At 63.6% G+C, this 15,270-nt stretch carries 17 protein-coding genes; 9 read left to right on the forward strand and 8 right to left on the reverse strand.

Annotation, left to right across the window (positions count from 1 at the left end):
* Window positions 1-200 precede the first annotated feature (200 nt).
* From flgG to JAB8_RS07990, 8 genes are all read left to right on the forward strand, one after another.
* Entirely contained in the window at window positions 201-983 is a 783-nt protein-coding gene (gene flgG / locus JAB8_RS07955) for a flagellar basal-body rod protein FlgG (protein WP_070220155.1), read from the forward strand.
* A 50-nt stretch (window positions 984-1,033) separates the two neighbouring features.
* Window positions 1,034-1,684: a flagellar basal body L-ring protein FlgH gene (locus JAB8_RS07960; protein WP_070220153.1), complete on the forward strand. Its 651-nt coding sequence runs from the start codon at window positions 1,034-1,036 to the stop codon at window positions 1,682-1,684.
* 2 nt (window positions 1,685-1,686) lie between these two features.
* A complete protein-coding gene (locus tag JAB8_RS07965; RefSeq protein WP_070220151.1) occupies window positions 1,687-2,802 on the forward strand; it encodes a flagellar basal body P-ring protein FlgI in 1,116 nt (371 codons plus the stop codon).
* A gap of 10 nt (window positions 2,803-2,812) precedes the next feature.
* On the forward strand, window positions 2,813-3,739 hold the full coding sequence (flgJ, locus tag JAB8_RS07970; protein ID WP_070220149.1) for a flagellar assembly peptidoglycan hydrolase FlgJ: 927 nt from the start codon (window positions 2,813-2,815) through the stop codon (window positions 3,737-3,739).
* A gap of 88 nt (window positions 3,740-3,827) precedes the next feature.
* A complete protein-coding gene (gene flgK, locus JAB8_RS07975; RefSeq protein WP_070220147.1) occupies window positions 3,828-5,795 on the forward strand; it encodes a flagellar hook-associated protein FlgK in 1,968 nt (655 codons plus the stop codon).
* A gap of 51 nt (window positions 5,796-5,846) precedes the next feature.
* The gene (gene flgL, locus JAB8_RS07980) at window positions 5,847-7,088 is read left to right on the forward strand and encodes a flagellar hook-associated protein FlgL (protein WP_070220145.1); all 1,242 of its coding nucleotides are present in this window, start codon (window positions 5,847-5,849) and stop codon (window positions 7,086-7,088) included.
* A gap of 168 nt (window positions 7,089-7,256) precedes the next feature.
* Window positions 7,257-7,700, forward strand: a complete 444-nt coding sequence (locus JAB8_RS07985) for a MarR family transcriptional regulator (RefSeq protein ID WP_070220143.1) — start codon at window positions 7,257-7,259, stop codon at window positions 7,698-7,700.
* A gap of 48 nt (window positions 7,701-7,748) precedes the next feature.
* A complete protein-coding gene (locus tag JAB8_RS07990) occupies window positions 7,749-9,008 on the forward strand; it encodes an MFS transporter (RefSeq protein WP_070289129.1) in 1,260 nt (419 codons plus the stop codon).
* 9 nt (window positions 9,009-9,017) lie between these two features.
* Here the strand turns inward: JAB8_RS07990 and JAB8_RS07995 are convergent, their stop codons facing one another.
* Window positions 9,018-9,920, reverse strand: coding sequence for a LysR family transcriptional regulator ArgP (locus JAB8_RS07995; RefSeq protein ID WP_070289130.1), 903 nt, complete (start codon window positions 9,918-9,920; stop codon window positions 9,018-9,020).
* A gap of 73 nt (window positions 9,921-9,993) precedes the next feature.
* Here JAB8_RS07995 and JAB8_RS08000 point away from each other — a divergent pair, with 73 nt between their 5' ends.
* On the forward strand, window positions 9,994-10,647 hold the full coding sequence (locus tag JAB8_RS08000; protein WP_070289131.1) for a LysE family transporter: 654 nt from the start codon (window positions 9,994-9,996) through the stop codon (window positions 10,645-10,647).
* Here the strand turns inward: JAB8_RS08000 and fliR are convergent, their stop codons facing one another.
* Genes fliR through fliL form a run of 7 tightly spaced genes read right to left on the reverse strand, consistent with a single transcriptional unit; the run spans window position 10,648 to window position 15,136 of the window.
* Window positions 10,648-11,508 carry a flagellar biosynthetic protein FliR gene (fliR, locus tag JAB8_RS08005; protein WP_070289132.1) on the reverse strand — a complete coding sequence of 287 codons (861 nt, stop codon included), beginning with the start codon at window positions 11,506-11,508 and terminating at the stop codon, window positions 10,648-10,650.
* Between the two features lie 16 nt (window positions 11,509-11,524).
* The gene (gene fliQ, locus JAB8_RS08010) at window positions 11,525-11,794 is read right to left on the reverse strand and encodes a flagellar biosynthesis protein FliQ (protein WP_034754044.1); all 270 of its coding nucleotides are present in this window, start codon (window positions 11,792-11,794) and stop codon (window positions 11,525-11,527) included.
* A 10-nt stretch (window positions 11,795-11,804) separates the two neighbouring features.
* Complete coding sequence (fliP, locus tag JAB8_RS08015; RefSeq protein WP_070220134.1) at window positions 11,805-12,581, reverse strand: flagellar type III secretion system pore protein FliP; 777 nt, start codon at window positions 12,579-12,581, stop codon at window positions 11,805-11,807.
* Window positions 12,571-13,149, reverse strand: coding sequence for a flagellar biosynthetic protein FliO (gene fliO, locus JAB8_RS08020; RefSeq protein WP_070289133.1), 579 nt, complete (start codon window positions 13,147-13,149; stop codon window positions 12,571-12,573). The genes fliP and fliO overlap by 11 nt, the downstream gene beginning before the upstream one ends.
* A complete protein-coding gene (gene fliN / locus JAB8_RS08025) occupies window positions 13,146-13,580 on the reverse strand; it encodes a flagellar motor switch protein FliN (protein ID WP_070220130.1) in 435 nt (144 codons plus the stop codon). Before fliN ends, fliO begins: the two co-directional genes overlap by 4 nt.
* A 50-nt stretch (window positions 13,581-13,630) precedes the next feature.
* Entirely contained in the window at window positions 13,631-14,617 is a 987-nt protein-coding gene (gene fliM, locus JAB8_RS08030) for a flagellar motor switch protein FliM (protein ID WP_070220128.1), read from the reverse strand.
* Between the two features lie 6 nt (window positions 14,618-14,623).
* Window positions 14,624-15,136 carry a flagellar basal body-associated protein FliL gene (gene fliL / locus JAB8_RS08035; RefSeq protein WP_070220126.1) on the reverse strand — a complete coding sequence of 171 codons (513 nt, stop codon included), beginning with the start codon at window positions 15,134-15,136 and terminating at the stop codon, window positions 14,624-14,626.
* Window positions 15,137-15,270: the final 134 nt, after the last annotated feature.

Genomic DNA, 15,270 nt, shown 5'->3' on the forward strand with positions numbered 1-15,270 from the left:
AGTCTACAGGGCTGATTAAGTAACCCCCAATAAATTATTGTGATTTCTGACTTCCATAACCGACGCTCTGCGGCGTTGCTCGCTGCTAGCAGTGCTCGCACTGCGTCGCAGCGATCGCCTTGCATAGCATCCGGTTCTGTTTGTCATAAATTCACACTAATTTCCCGAGAATTACTTAGCGCCGTTATTGGAGAAAAATCATGATTCGTTCCCTTTGGATAGCCAAGACCGGCCTGGAAGCGCAGCAGACGCAGATGGACGTGATCGCCAATAACCTGGCCAACGTCAGCACCACGGGCTTCAAGAAGTCGCGCGCCGTGTTTGAAGACTTGCTGTATCAAAATGTGCGCCAGCCGGGCGCGCAATCGTCGCAGCAGACCCAACTGCCATCGGGCCTGCAGATCGGCACGGGCGTACGCACCGTGGCTACCGAACGCATCCATACGCAGGGCAATCCCCAGGCGTCGGGCAATTCACGCGATGTGATGGTCAACGGCACGGGCTTTTTCCAGGTGCTGCTGCCGGACGGCGCCACCGCCTACACGCGTGACGGCTCCTTCCAGACCGATGCCAACGGCCAGCTCGTCACTTCCGAAGGTTTCGTCATCCAGCCCGCCATCACCGTGCCGACCAATGCGCTGAGCCTGACCGTGGCGCGCGACGGCACCGTCTCCGTCACCTTGCCCGACACTGTTGCGCCATCGCAAATCGGCTCGCTGCAGCTGACCACCTTCGTCAATCCGGCCGGCCTGGAATCGAAGGGCGAAAACCTGTACATGGAAACGGGCGCCTCCGGCGTGGCGCAGACCAACACCCCGGGCACCAACGGCGCCGGCGTGCTGATGCAGGGCTATATCGAAACGTCGAACGTCAACGTGGCCGAGGAAATGGTCAACATGATCCAGACGCAGCGCGCTTACGAGATCAACAGCAAGGCCATCACCACGTCCGATCAAATGCTGCAGAAATTGTCGCAACTTTAATTTTCATAGTCGTCATGCCATCCGCCGCCGGATGGCAGCGGAGGTTCGTCATGCAATACCCCATCATCGCCCTGTTGTCCGCAGTCCTGCTGTCCGGCTGCGCCATCACGCCCACCTCGATCGTGCAGTACCCGACCACCACGCGCGCGCCGATGCCCGAACCCGTGGTCGTCAGCAATGGTTCCATCTACCAGCCGTCGACTTATCGTCCCGCCTTCGAAGACCGCCGCGCGCGCCACGTGGGCGACACCATGACGATCGCCATCACCGAGCGCACGAATGCCGTCAAGGCGGGCGCCAGTTCCGGCAACAAGTCGGGCAGCGTGGGCTTTTCCACGCCAGGCATGCTGCAGGGCCGTCTGGGCGGCACCGTCTCGGCGAATGGCGCCACCAAGTTTGCGGACGGCGACAACCAGTCCGCCAGCAATACCTTTTCCGGCACGATCGGCGTGACGGTGATTGAAGTGCTGCCGAACGGTAATCTGATCGTGGCCGGCGAGAAACAGATCGCCATGAACAAGGGCACGGAATTCATCCGCTTCTCGGGCATGGTCAATCCCGATACCATCGGCACGGGCAACGTCGTGCCATCGACCCAGGTGGCCGACGCGCGCGTCGAATACCGTACCAACAGTCAGATCGACCGCGCCGAAATGGCCTCGATGGCGTCGCGCTTCTTCCTCAGCCTGCTGCCGTTCTGATCATGGCCACTTTTACTTTCCCCCGCTTTGCCGCTGTTTTCGGCCTGGCCATCTCCCTGCTGGCGCCCGTGGCGCAGGCCGAGCGCATCAAGGACCTGGCCAGCATCGCCGGCGTGCGCCAGAATCAGCTGATGGGCTATGGCCTCGTCGTCGGCCTCGACGGCAGCGGCGACCAGACCACGCAAACGCCATTCACCATCCAGAGCGTGGCGGCGATGCTGCAGCAGCAGGGCATTAACTTGCCGCAAGGCACCAGTTTGCAGCTGAAAAACGTGGCCGCCGTGATGGTGACGACGGCCTTGCCCGCGTTTGCCCAACCGGGCCAGCTGCTCGACGTGACGGTCTCGTCGATGGGCAATGCGAAAAGTTTGCGCGGCGGCACTTTATTGATGACGCCATTGAAGGGCGCCGACGGCCAGGTGTACGGCATGGCGCAGGGCAACGTGCTGGTGGGCGGCGTGGGCGCGCAGGCGGCCGGCAGCTCCGTCGTCATCAATCACCTGAGCGTGGGCCGCATTTCGGGCGGCGCCACGGTCGAGCGTACCGTGCCTTCGGTGCTGGGCGCCAACAACACGATACGCCTGGAATTGAACGCCACCGATTTCGCCACGGCCAGCCGCGTGGTCGACGCCATCAACAGCCGCTACGGCGCCGGCACGGCCGCCGCGCTGGACGGGCGCGTGATCCAGGTGCAGTCGCCGGGCGGCAGCGACCAGCGCGTGTCCTTCCTGGGCCAGCTGGAAAGCATCGAAGTCAATCCGGCCCGCCTGGCGGCCAAGGTCATCATGAATGCGCGCACCGGTTCCGTCGTGATGAACCAGTCCGTGACGCTGGAAACGTGCGCCATTTCGCATGGCAACCTGTCCGTCACCATCAATGTCGAGCCGCAGGTGAGCCAGCCGGCGCCGCTGTCGGGCGGACGCACGGTGGTCACGCAGACGGCGCAGATCGATATCAAGAAGGAACCGGGCAAGGTGATGCTGGTCAAGGGCGGCGCTTCGCTGTCCGACGTGGTCAAGGCCTTGAATGCCATTGGCGCCTCGCCGCAAGACTTGCTGGCCATCCTGCAGGCGATGAAGGCGGCAGGTTCGCTGCGCGCCGAACTCGAAATCATTTGATGGACACGCCATGATCAGCCAAACCGACCTCAGCAATACCGCCGCCTATGACGTCAAGGGCATGGATGGCTTGCGCCAGTCCGCCAAGGCGAAGGACCCCGCCGCCCTGAAAGAGGCGGCCACGCAATTCGAAGCCATGTTCATCAACATGATGATGAAAAGCATGCGCGAGGCCACGCCGCAGGACGGCATCATGGATAGCCAGCAGAGCAAGATGTACACCTCGATGCTGGACCAGCAGACGAGCCAGAACCTGGCCAAGCGGGGCACGGGCCTGGCGGACGTGCTGATCCGTCAATTGTCGTCGTCGAACCAGGCGCTGGCCGCCGACGGCGCCGAAGCGCCGTCGCCCCGTTCGTCGAGCATGGCGCAGGCCCTGGCCGCGTTCCGCCAGCAGCAGGGCGCGCTGACCGAGGGTGCAGGCAGCGCCGCCGGCACCGGCAAGACCCTGAGCGACAAGGCCAACGCCACGCAGGCGCCGCACGTGCGCGCCTTCCAGGAAAAGCTGGGCGTGCATGCGGAAGAGGCGAGCCGCGCCACCGGCATCCCGGCCAAGTTCATGCTGGGCCAGGCGGCGCTGGAAACGGGCTGGGGCAAGCGCGAAATCATCAGCCGCGACGGCAGCAGCAGCCACAACCTGTTCGGCATCAAGGCGTCGAGCGACTGGAAGGGCAAGGTCACGGAAGCCGTCACCACGGAATATGTAAATGGCAAGGCGCAGCGCAAGGTGGAAAAATTCCGCGCCTACGACAGCTACGCGGACAGCTTCAAGGATTATGCGCAGTTGATTACCAACAACAAGCGCTACGAAAAAGTGCTGGCCAGCGCGGGCGACGCCAGCACGTTTGCCCAGGGCTTGCAAAAGGCCGGCTACGCGACGGACCCGAATTACGCTGCCAAATTGACAAAAATTATTAAAAATTCGCTGGTCGGCTAATTCCCCGCCTGTCCCCTGCGCAAGCCGCCCGCTTCAAGTTTTCGCCGCGGCTGCCGTAAATACATTTGACGGTAACCAATAAGACACCATGACTTCGAATCTACTCAGCATCGGTAAGAGCGGTTTGCTTGCAGCGCAGGTGGGCCTGTCGACGACCGGGCATAACATCACCAACGCCAACGTGGCCGGCTACAGCCGCCAGGTGGTGCTGCAGCAGACGTCGCAGTCCAACTATGCCGGCTATGGCTTTGTCGGCACGGGCACGGAAGTGTCGCAGATCAAGCGCCAGTACGACAGCTTCATGGCCACTCAGGTCAATTCCGCGCAAAGCGCGACCAGTGCGCTCGACACGTATTACACGCAGATCAGCCAGATCGACAATCTGCTGGCCGATCCCACGGCCGGTCTGTCGCCCGCCATGCAGGATTTTTTCAAGGGCGTGCAGGATTTCAGCTCGAATCCCTCGTCGGTCGCGTCGCGCCAGGCGCTGCTGTCGAGCGCCGGCTCGCTCGCTTCGCGCTTTCAGGGTCTGAGCGCGCGCCTGACGGAGATCGGTGACGGCGTCAATTCGCAGATCACGTCGAATGTGACGGTGATCAATACCTATGCCAAGCAGCTCGCCGAGCTGAACAAGTCGATTTCCCAGTTGTCGGTCGATGCCAGCAACCAGCCCAACGATCTGCTGGACCAGCGCGACCAGCTGATCACGGAATTGAACAAATATGTGAAGGCGACGGTGCAGCCCGCCGCCAACAATACCGTCACCATTTCCATCGGCGCCGGCCAGCCCCTGGTGGTGGCGGACCGCAGCTTCGAACTGGCGGCCACGCCTTCGCGGACGGACCCGAACCGCATTGAGGTGGGCTATGTCACGGGCAGCACCGTCACCGTGCTGCCGGACAGTTCCCTGACCGGCGGTTCGCTGGGCGGCTTGCTGGAATTTCGCAGCGGTACGCTGGACAATGTCCAGAACTCGCTGGGCAAGGTCGCCATCGCGCTGGCCAGCACCTTCAACGACCAGCACAAGCTGGGCCAGGACTTGAATGGCGCCATGGGCGGCGATTTTTTCAAGATACCCGACCCCGTGATCGGTGCCGACCGCGGCAACAACGCCAGCAGCACCACGGTGCTGTCGGCCAAGGTCAGCGACCCGACCAAGCTGACGGCCAGCGATTACAGCCTGAAATACGACGGCAGCAACTATGTGGTAACGCGCGAATCCGACGGCACGCACACCATCATCAATCCGTATCCGCAAACGGGGCCGCAAACCATCGACGGCGTCGATTTCTCGATCTCGGGCACGGCCGCCCAAGGCGACAACTACGTCATCAAGCCGACGGCGAATGGCGCGGCCGGCTTGAACGTGCTGATCACCGACCGCAACAAGATCGCGGCCGCCGCGCCGATCGCCACCTCGGCGCCGGTGGCCAATACGGGTTCCGGCAAGCTCAGCGCCGGCTCCGTCGACAAGGCCTACCTGACGCCGGGCAATGCCCTGACCGGTCCCCTGACCTTGACGTATGACAAGGCGACCACCTCGCTGACGGGTTTCCCGGCAGGCCAGGCGGTGACGGTCAAGGGCTTGAATGGCGCGACCACGACCTATCCGGCCGGCACGGCGAACATCCCCTACACGGAAGGCGACAACTTCAGCTTTGGCGGCATCAATGTCAGCATGACGGGCACGCCGGCGCAGGGCGATACCTTCGTCATCAAGCCCAATACGGGCGGCGTGGGCGACAACCGCAATGCCGCGCTGCTGGCGGGCTTGCAGACGAAGAATATCCTCGATGGCGGCAATGCCACGTTCCAGGGTTCGTATGCGCAAACCGTCAGCTTCGTGGGCAACAAGACGCGCGAAGTGCAGGTGAGCGGCCTGGCCAGCCTGGCCTTGCTGCAGCAGGTCAGCACCCAGCAGCAGGCCGTTTCCGGCGTCAACCTCGATGAAGAGGCGGCCAACCTGCTGCGTTACCAGCAGTCCTACCAGGCGTGCGGCAAGGTCATGCAGATCGCCAGCACCCTGTTCGACGTGGTCATCGGCCTGGGACGTTAATCAATTTTTGCCGCGACGTAGCGCGCGGCGGCTTTCTGGAAGGGCAGCATCATGCGCATCAGCACACGAATGATTTATGACCAGGGCAGCTCGCAGCTGAACAATCTGCAGGGCGCCTTGAACCGTACGCAGATGCAGCTGTCGTCGAACCGCCGCAACCTGACGCCGGCCGACGATCCGATCGCCTCGGCGCGCGCGCTGGAAGTGACGCAGTCGCAATCGATCAACACCCAGTTCGTGACGAACCGTTCGAATGCGAAGAACTTCCTGTCGCAGGAAGAGCTGGCGCTGGCCAGCACCACCTCGCTGATCGCCGACGTGAAGGACCTGGTGCTCAAGGCCGGTAACCCTTCCCTGAAGGATGTCGACCGCGATACCCTGGCGAGGGAGCTGGAAGGCCGGCTGACCGACTTGCTGGGCATCGCGAATACGGCCGACGGCGCGGGCGGCTACCTGTTTTCCGGCTACAAATCCACGACCCAGCCATTCAGCCAGACGCCGACGGGCGCCAGCTATGTGGGCGACCAGGGACAGCGCGAACTGCAGGTGGGTTCGGCGCGCTACCTGGCCACCAGCGATTCCGGCGCCACCGTGTTTGAAAACAACCTGACGGGCAACGGCAAGTTCACGACGGCCGCCGCTACCGCCAACTTCACGCGCGGCGGCTCGGGCGTGATTTCGGGCGGCACGGTGACGGACCCGTCGGCATTGACGGGGCACAAGTATTCGATCGACTTCAAGGTCACTGGCACGGGAACGGACGCCGTCACCACCTATACCGTCACCGACGCCACCCTGGGCCAGACGGTGCCCAATCCTGCCGTGCCCATCCCCTACAAGGCAGGCGACGCCATCACCTTCGACGGCCAGCAAGTGAACATCACGGGCAAGCCGGCCGACCTGGACAGCTTTACCCTGGAGCCGAGCGCCAAGGAATCGTTGTTTACCACCGTGAAAAACCTGATCGGCGTGCTGCGCCAGCCTGGCAGCGGCGATGCGGGCCAGGCGCGCCTGACGAACGGCTTGAACGCCGCGCACAACATCCTCGACACGGCCTATGACAATGTGCTGTCCGTGCGCGCCGATGTCGGTTCCCGCATGAAGGAACTCGATTACCTCGACAGCGCCGGCGACGATCTCGACATCCAGTACGCCACCACCTTGTCGGACCTGCAAGACCTGGACATGGTGAAAGCCATTTCCACCTTCAGCCAGCAGCAAGTGACCCTGCAGGCGGCGCAAAAATCGTTCACTTCGATCTCGGGCTTGTCGCTGTTCAATTACATCAGCTGACGCACCGGCATCGCGGGATGGGCCGGCAAGCCGGGGCAGGGAGTGCATCTCCCGCCCCGGCTTTTTTGCGCGCGGAATCTGGCTGTTCTGATAATATGTGCAGGAAAACTGTGCAGTCTAACTGCATATCTGTTATAGTGGAGTCTGTTGATACACCACACGGCCACCATGACCACCGCGCAAGAAGACCACGAACAAGTTCTGCAACTGGCCGGCGAATTGCGCATCCTGGTCGGCAAATTGCGCCGCCGCCTGCGCGAAGAGGCGCACCTGGGGGACGTCAGCATGTCGCAGGCATCCGTGCTCAGCCGTCTCGAGCGCGACGGCCCCGCCACCGTCAGCAGCCTGGCGCGCGCCGAAGGCATGCGGCCCCAGTCCATGGCCGCCACCGTGCAAGCCTTGACGCAAGCGCGGATGGTGACGGGGTCGCCCGACCCGCTCGATGGCCGGCAGACGCTATTGACCCTGACGGACAGCTGCCGCGCCTGGATCGCGGCGAGCCGCGCCGCACGCGAAGACTGGCTGGCGCGCACTATCGAAACCCGGCTCACGCCGGCCGAAGTCACTGAGCTCGACAAGGCGGTGGCCTTACTCAAACGCTTGGCGGAGTGATCCGCTGAATTTTTCACCACGACCCCGGCAAGGAGCCCGCACGCCCAGATGAACAACACATTCCGTTCGCTACGCATTCCCAATTACCGTATCTGGGCCGGCGGCGCCCTCGTGTCGAATATCGGCACGTGGATGCAGCGCACGGCGCAGGATTGGCTGGTGCTGAGCGAATTGACGCAGCACAATGCCAGCGCCGTCGGCATCGTCATGGCCTTGCAATTCGGCCCGCAACTGCTGTTGCTGCCCCTGACGGGCATGGCGGCCGACCTGCTCGACCGCAGGAAACTGCTGCTGTGCACGCAGGCGGCCATGGGCTTGCTGGCGCTGGGACTCGGGATGTTGTGCATCAGCGGCCTGGTACAACTGTCGCACGTGTATGTGTTTGCTTTCCTGCTGGGCTGCGTGACGGCCTTCGATTCGCCCGTGCGCCAGACTTTCGTGGCTGAAATCGTCGGCGAGGAAGATCTGACGAACGCCGTGGCGCTTAACTCCACCTCGTTCAATGCGGCGCGCATGCTGGGCCCGGCCGTCGCCGGCTTGTTGATCAGCAGCGTCGGCAGCGGCTGGGTCTTCATCATCAACGCCGTCAGTTTTGCCGCCGTGATCGGTTCGCTGTTGCTGCTGCGCGTGGAACTGCTGCGCCGTGCGCCGCGCGTCAAGGCCACGCGCGCCAGCCTGGGCGAGGGTTTCCGCTACGTGCGCCAGCGGCCCGACCTGATGGCCATCCTGCTGATGCTGTTCCTGATCGGCACCTTTGGCCTGAACTTCCCGATTTTCCTCTCGACCATGTCCGTGACGGCTTTCCATGCGGGCGCCGGCCAGTATGGCGTGCTCAGCTCCGTGATGGCATGCGGCTCCGTGGCCGGCGCCCTGCTGGCGGCGGGGCGCGGCCAGCCGACGCTGGCGCTGCTGCTGGGGGCGGCCGCGCTGTTCGGGCTGGCCTGCGCGCTGGCCGCCGTGATGCCCAATTACTGGCTGTTCGGCATGATGCTGGTGGTCATCGGCATCGCCGCGCAAACGTTTACCACCAGCGTCAACAGCAGCGTGCAACTGTCGACGGCGCCCGCCATGCGGGGCCGCGTGATGGCCATCCTTTTGGCGATCTCGGCAGGCGGCACGCCGCTGGGCGCGCCCATCGTGGGCTGGGTGGCCGACACCTTCGGCCCGCGCTGGGCGTTGGGCATCGGTGCCCTGTCGGGCCTGGCGGCAGCCTTCGTCGGCGTGCGCTACCTGGTCAAACATCACCAGTTGCGCCTGAACGTCGACCTGCGGCGCCGGCGCTTCGCATTCAGCAGCGACCAGCATTGAGGCGGTCCGTCAGGGCGGCAGCAGGCCCGTGCGGGCGGCGGCCACGATGGCTGCGCTCAAGCCGTCGAGCAGGCCGGAGGCGGCGCGCGCCGTATGCCAGTACAGGGCGATATCGAGCGGGGTATCCGGCAGCAGTTCGACCAGGCTGCCATTGTCAAGATGCGGCTGGATCAGCGCCTGCGGGTGCAAGCCCCAGCCCATGCCGGCCAGGGCGGCCGTGACGAAGGCATGCGACGAAGGCAGGGCATGGCGCGGCAGCTCCACGTGCCGGTGGCACAGGCGCCGTACCCAGTGCGCCTGCAGTTCGTCCTTGGCATTGAAGACGAGGCTGGGTGCCAGCGCCAGGCTGGCGGCACCGACGCCGTGGGCAAAATAGCGCTGCAGGAAGGCGGGACTGGCGGCGGCCAGGTAGCGCATGGCGCCCAGCGGGCGGCTGTTGCAGCCCGATGCGGGCCGGGCCGTGGCGCTGACGGCGGCCAGCACGGCGCCGCTGCGCAGCCATTCGGCCGTATGATCCTGGTCGTCGACGGCCACTTGCAGCAGCACCGGGTGCCCGGCCGCAAAGGCGGCGATGGCGGGCGTCAGCCAGGTGGCCAGGCTGTCGGCATTCACGGCGACGGGCACGCTGGCGCGCGACACGCCCAGTGCTGTCTGCGCCAGCGCCGGCAAGGTGCCCTGCAAATCCTGTTCGAGCAGCTGCACCTGGTCCACGTGCTGGCACAGGCGCCGTCCCGTTTCCGTGGCGCGGCAGGGCTGGTCGCGTATCACCAGCGCGCAGCCGACGCGCTCTTCCAGCAGGCGGATGCGCTGCGAAATGGCCGATGGCGTTACGTGCAAGGCGCGCGCGGCGCGCTCGAAACTGCCTTCGCGGAGGACGGCGGCCAGGGCGGCAAGGGCGGCATAATCGAGCATGAATGAAGTTTTCCTTAACTTGCTGCAGTAAAGGTAGTTTGCCTTCATTGTGTGCGGCTGGCAAGATCGCCGCATGACACTTTCGACCGCCACCACCCCACTCGTTTTTTCCGTCTTTCTCCAGGGCTTGACCCTGGGCCTGGGACTCATCGTTGCCATCGGCTCGCAAAATGCCTTTGTCTTGCGGCAAGGCTTGCGCCGCGAACATGTGGGCGCCATCGTGCTGTTTTGCGCGCTGGCAGACGCGGCCCTGATTGCCGCCGGCGTCCTGGGCATGGCCCATGCGCTGGGACAGCGCCCCTTGCTGGCCAGCGCGCTGGCATTGGGCGGCGCCGTTTTCCTGGCCGTCTACGGTTGGCAAGCGCTGCGGCGCGCGCGCCGGCCGCAGCAGCTGCGCGCGGCCGAAGGCGGTGCCGGGCTGGCGCTGGGCGCCATCCTGGCCCAGGCGGCCGCATTTACCTTGCTCAATCCCCATGTCTATCTGGATACGGTATTGTTGGTGGGAAGCATCGGCGCCCAGCAGCCGGGCGCGCTGCGTGGCTGCTTCATCGCCGGCGCCAGCGCGGCCAGCCTGCTGTGGTTTGCATCGTTGGGCTATGGCGCGCGCTGGCTGGCGCCGTGGTTTGCGCGGCCCCGGGCCTGGCAAGTGCTCGATGGCTTGATCGGCGTGACGATGTTCGTGCTGTCCGCCTTGCTGCTGCGCCACGCGCTGGGCTGGCAGCCCTGATCAGCGCGCGGGCGGCAGCGGCGTCGGCGCTGCCGGGCGCAGGGGATGCGGCGGCGCGGGCGGCGGTGGCCGGTCGCGCGTGGCAAAGCCGCGCGGCAGCAGCCGTGCCGTTTCTATGCCGCGCAGGAACATGTTCTGGAACGGCGTGGCCAGGTAGGGCAGGACCATGCCGATCACCAGCAAGCCCACGCCCAGGGTGACGGGGAAACCGATACCGAAAATGTTCAGCTGCGGCGCGGCCCGCGTCAAGATGCCCAGCGCCACGTTGGTCAGCAGCAGGGCGGCGATGATGGGTAGCGAAATTTGCAGGCCGGAACGGAAGATTTCCCCGCCCCAGGCCGCCAATTGCTGGAAACCGCCGCCGCTGATGGGACTCGACGAAATCGGCAGGCTGACGAAGCTTTCCGCCAGCGCCGCCAGCAAGACCAGATGGCCGTTGACGGTCAAAAACATCAAGGTGGCCAGCATGACGAGGAACTGGCTGATGGCGGACGACCTGCCCTTGGTTTGCGGATCGAAGAATGAGGCGAAGCCCAGGCCCATGGTGAGGCTGCTGAGTTCACCGGCCATTTCGATGGCGGAAAACACGATGCGGATGGAAAAGCCCATGGCCAGCCCCACCAGCATCTCTTGCGTGAGGATCAGCAGGCCGGGCAGGGACATCGGGTTGATGGCAGGCAAGGCCGGCACGGTGGGGGCGATGATCATGGCCAGCAGCGCGCCCAGGGTCACCTTGACGGTGGCCGGCACGGCCGCGTTGCCGAACAGGGGGGCGGCCGCGATCAGGCCGAGGATGCGGCTAAGTGGCCACAGCAGTGCTGCGATCCACGTGTTCAGTTCGATGCTCGACAGGGTCAGCATGGCAACAATCGCTGCACTAGCCGACCAGGTTCGGGATGCCCGTGAACACCTGGCGCATGTAGTCGAGCATGACGGACAGCATCCACGGGCCGGCCACGACGATGGCGACGAAGATGCCGACCAGCTTGGGAATGAAGGACAGGGTCGCCTCGTTGATCTGCGTGGCCGCCTGGAAAATACTGACGATCAAGCCGATGATGAGGGCGACGAGCAGCATGGGCGCGGCCACCATCAGGGTGATTTCCATCGCATGGCGGCCCAGGGTCATGACGCTTTCGGGTGTCATCGTACTTCCCCTAGTAAAAACTCTGGGACAGCGAGCCCAGCAGCAACTGCCAGCCGTCGACGAGCACGAACAGCATCAGCTTGAACGGCAGCGAGATCGTCGCCGGCGACATCATCATCATCCCCATCGACATCAGCACGCTGGCGACCACCATGTCGATGATCAGAAACGGGATGAAGATGGCAAAGCCGATCTGGAACGCCGTCTTCAGTTCGCTGGTGACGAAGGCGGGCACGAGGATGCGCAGCGGCACGTCTTCCGGGCCTTGCAGGGCCGCCGAGCGCGACATCTTGGCGAACAGGGCCAGGTCGGCCTGGCGCGTCTGCTTGAGCATGAAGGTTTTCAGGGGATCGACGCCTTTGTCCATCGCCTGCTGCATGCTGATCTTGTTTTCCTGATACGGTTGATACGCATCCGTGTAGATCTTGTCGAACACGGGGCCCATGACGAACAGGGTCAAAAACAGGGCCAGCCCCACCAGCACCTGGTTCGGTGGCGCCGATTGCGTGCCGATGGCCTGGCGCAGCAGGGACAGCACGATGATGATGCGCGTAAAGCAGGTCATCATCAAGAGGGCCGCCGGCAGGAAGGTGAGCGACGTCATCAGGATGAGCGTCTGCACCGGCAGCGAGTAATTCTGGCCGCCGCCCGGCGCCGGCGTGCTGTTGAAGGCCGGGATGCCCGGTTCGGCCAGCGCCCACAGCGGCAGGGCCAGGGCGGCGGCCGCCAGCAGCCAGGTCAGGGGAGTCTTCAAGGTGGACCACGCCATCTGCTGCTTATTTCCCATTGCGTTTTTCGATGGTCTGTTTCAGCCACTCGGAAAAATTGGCGGCCGCGGGGCCGTTTTGCGCCGTTGCCAGTTGCGGCAACTCGCCTTCCTGGCGCGGCATGGTGGCCAGCGCGTTGATCCTGCCGGGCGAGGCGCCGACGACGATCCACTGGTCGGCCACTTCGACGAGGACGATGCGTTCGCGTCCGCCCAGGTTGAGCGAGCTGACGACGCGCATCTTGTTGTTGCCGCCCATGACCTTGGGGCCATAGCGTTTCATGAACCAGGCCAGGCCGATCAGCAGGGCCAGCACGAATACGAGCGCGAAGATGGTTTGCAGCAGGCTGCCGGCCGAGCTTGTCGGCGCCATCGTCATGGGCGCGCCCGCCGGCATGGCGGGCAGGGCGGCGGCAGGCGAGGTGGCCGGCACCGTTGCTGCGGCAACGGGCGGTGTCTCGCTTGCTGCCGCGACGGAAGCGCTGGCGGCGCTGGCCGCCGGCGCCGACGCGGCTGCCGGTTCCGCGTGGACAATGCTGCATGCCGCCAGGAGCGGCAGCACGGTGGAAATCAACAGGCCAGGCTTCATTTATTCAATTTTCGGATGCGTTCGGAAGGCGTGATGATGTCGGTCAGGCGGATGCCGAACTTGTCATTGACCACCACCACTTCGCCCTGGGCGATCAGGCAGCCGTTGACCAGCACGTCCATCGGTTCGCCGGCCAGGCCGTCGAGCTCGACCACGGAACCCTGCGCCAGTTGCAGCAGGTTCTTGATGGCGATCTTGGTGCGGCCCAGTTCGACCGTCAGCTGCACGGGAATATCGAGGATGAAATCGATATCGTTGTGTGTTTCCGACTTCGATGCCTGCTTGGAAAAGTCCTTGAACACGGCGGCGCTCGCCGCGCTGGCCGTAGTGGCGGCCTGGTTCTGCAGCGCTTCGGCTTCCGCCTTGGCCTGCTCGGCAATGGCCGCGCCCCAATCGTCTTCCGCGCTTTGGTCGTCTTGGTTGTCAGACATGTGTTTCTCCTGTTGTACAGATACGGACCGCAGCGCGATCCGGGTATTTCTTAATGGTTATTCATATTGTCGGCATTCGCCAGCAACTTTTCGACTTTCAGCGCATATTGTCCGTTCAACACGCCATACGTGCAATCCATCACGGGCACGCCATCGACGGTGGCGGCGATCAGTTCGGGAATATTCAGGGGGATGATGTCTCCCACCTTCATGTTCAAAATCTCGTCGAACGACACGCGCGCCGTGCCCAGCGAGGCCACCAGCTCGACTTCGGCGATCTGGATCTGCTGCGTCATCAGGCGGATCCAGCGCTTGTCCACTTCCAGCGCCTCGCCCTGCAGGCTCGAGGTCAGCGAATCGCGGATCGGCTCGATCATCGAATACGGCATGCAGAAGTGGATTTGTCCGGAAACGGAGCCCAGTTCCACCGTAAACGTAGACGCCACCACCACCTCGTTCGGCGTGGCGATGTTGGCGAACTGCGTGTTCATTTCTGAACGTATATATTCGAATTCGACGGGGAAGACCGGCTCCCACGACTTGGTATAGGCCTCGAAGACGATATCGAGGATGCGCAGGATGATGCGCTGCTCCGTCTGCGTAAAGTCGCGCCCTTCGACGCGGGTATGGAAGCGTCCGTCGCCGCCGAACAGGTTGTCGACCAGCAGGAAGACGAGGCCCGGATCGAAGACCATCAGGGCCGTGCCGCGCAGCGGCTTCATGTGCACCAGGTTCAGATTGGTCGGCACCACCAGATTACGGATGAATTCGCTGTACTTCGAGACGCGCACGGAGCCGACCGACACTTCGGCGCTGCGGCGCAGGAAGTTGAACAGGCCCACGCGCAGCAGCCGGGCGAAACGCTCGTTGATAATTTCCAACGTCGGCATCCGGCCGCGCACGATGCGCTCCTGGGTTGCCAGGTTGTAGGTACGAACTCCCGTGACATCTTCCGGCGTCTGCGCGTCGTCCTGGTCTCCGTTGACGCCCTTCAGAAGGGCATCGACTTCTTCCTGGGAGAGGAAATTATCGGCCATGGCTGCTTATTGAATGATGAATGCGGTAAATAATACGTCCGTCACGTCCTGTTCCGGCCCTTTGTCCTCGAACGGCTGGTTCACCTGATTGATGATTTCGGCCGCCAGCTGCTGCTTGCCTTCCACGGTATTGAGTTCGGACGCCTTCTTGCCGGACAGCAGCAGCAACAAGCGGCTGCGCACTTTCGGCATGTTCAGCTTGATGCTATCCATTTCTTCCGGACTGCCCACCTGCAGGGTAAACGCGATCTGCAGATATTGCTCGCCATTTTCCGGCTGCAAGTTGACGGTGAAGGCATCGACGGGGACGAAAACGGGCGGACCTGCCTTGGAAGCGGCGTGTTTTTTCTTGCTCGGCGCCGCTTCTTCTTTATCGGCCTTGCCATGCAAGAAGTACCAGGCGGCACCGCCGCCGATGCCGCCGGCCACCAGCACCGAGGCCAGCACGATGATCAGAAGCTTCTTTTTCGAGGCGCCGGCGGGGGCCAGGCCTGCATCTGCTTTCGGATCTGCTTTCATTTTTGGATTTGCTTTCAATGGTACTCGGGTGCATGGAAGTGGATCACGACGCCATTATGTCATTATCGGCAAATTCTGCGCAGAAGGATGCAGTGAAAAGAGGGCGGAAGCGCCCTCAACTCGCTGTTTTTATA

The organism is Janthinobacterium sp. HH106 (assembly GCF_001758725.1).
Classification (GTDB): domain Bacteria; phylum Pseudomonadota; class Gammaproteobacteria; order Burkholderiales; family Burkholderiaceae_D; genus Janthinobacterium.

Coding starts and splice junctions, on each gene's coding strand:
- flgG (WP_070220155.1), top strand. CDS start 201: ATGATTCGTTCCCTTTGGATAGCCAAGACCGGCCTGGAAGCGCAGCAG.
- JAB8_RS07960 (WP_070220153.1), top strand. CDS start 1,034: ATGCAATACCCCATCATCGCCCTGTTGTCCGCAGTCCTGCTGTCCGGC.
- JAB8_RS07965 (WP_070220151.1), top strand. CDS start 1,687: ATGGCCACTTTTACTTTCCCCCGCTTTGCCGCTGTTTTCGGCCTGGCC.
- flgJ (WP_070220149.1), top strand. CDS start 2,813: ATGATCAGCCAAACCGACCTCAGCAATACCGCCGCCTATGACGTCAAG.
- flgK (WP_070220147.1), top strand. CDS start 3,828: ATGACTTCGAATCTACTCAGCATCGGTAAGAGCGGTTTGCTTGCAGCG.
- flgL (WP_070220145.1), top strand. CDS start 5,847: ATGCGCATCAGCACACGAATGATTTATGACCAGGGCAGCTCGCAGCTG.
- JAB8_RS07985 (WP_070220143.1), top strand. CDS start 7,257: ATGACCACCGCGCAAGAAGACCACGAACAAGTTCTGCAACTGGCCGGC.
- JAB8_RS07990 (WP_070289129.1), top strand. CDS start 7,749: ATGAACAACACATTCCGTTCGCTACGCATTCCCAATTACCGTATCTGG.
- JAB8_RS07995 (WP_070289130.1), bottom strand. CDS start 9,920: ATGCTCGATTATGCCGCCCTTGCCGCCCTGGCCGCCGTCCTCCGCGAA.
- JAB8_RS08000 (WP_070289131.1), top strand. CDS start 9,994: ATGACACTTTCGACCGCCACCACCCCACTCGTTTTTTCCGTCTTTCTC.
- fliR (WP_070289132.1), bottom strand. CDS start 11,508: ATGCTGACCCTGTCGAGCATCGAACTGAACACGTGGATCGCAGCACTG.
- fliQ (WP_034754044.1), bottom strand. CDS start 11,794: ATGACACCCGAAAGCGTCATGACCCTGGGCCGCCATGCGATGGAAATC.
- fliP (WP_070220134.1), bottom strand. CDS start 12,581: ATGGGAAATAAGCAGCAGATGGCGTGGTCCACCTTGAAGACTCCCCTG.
- fliO (WP_070289133.1), bottom strand. CDS start 13,149: ATGAAGCCTGGCCTGTTGATTTCCACCGTGCTGCCGCTCCTGGCGGCA.
- fliN (WP_070220130.1), bottom strand. CDS start 13,580: ATGTCTGACAACCAAGACGACCAAAGCGCGGAAGACGATTGGGGCGCG.
- fliM (WP_070220128.1), bottom strand. CDS start 14,617: ATGGCCGATAATTTCCTCTCCCAGGAAGAAGTCGATGCCCTTCTGAAG.
- fliL (WP_070220126.1), bottom strand. CDS start 15,136: ATGAAAGCAGATCCGAAAGCAGATGCAGGCCTGGCCCCCGCCGGCGCC.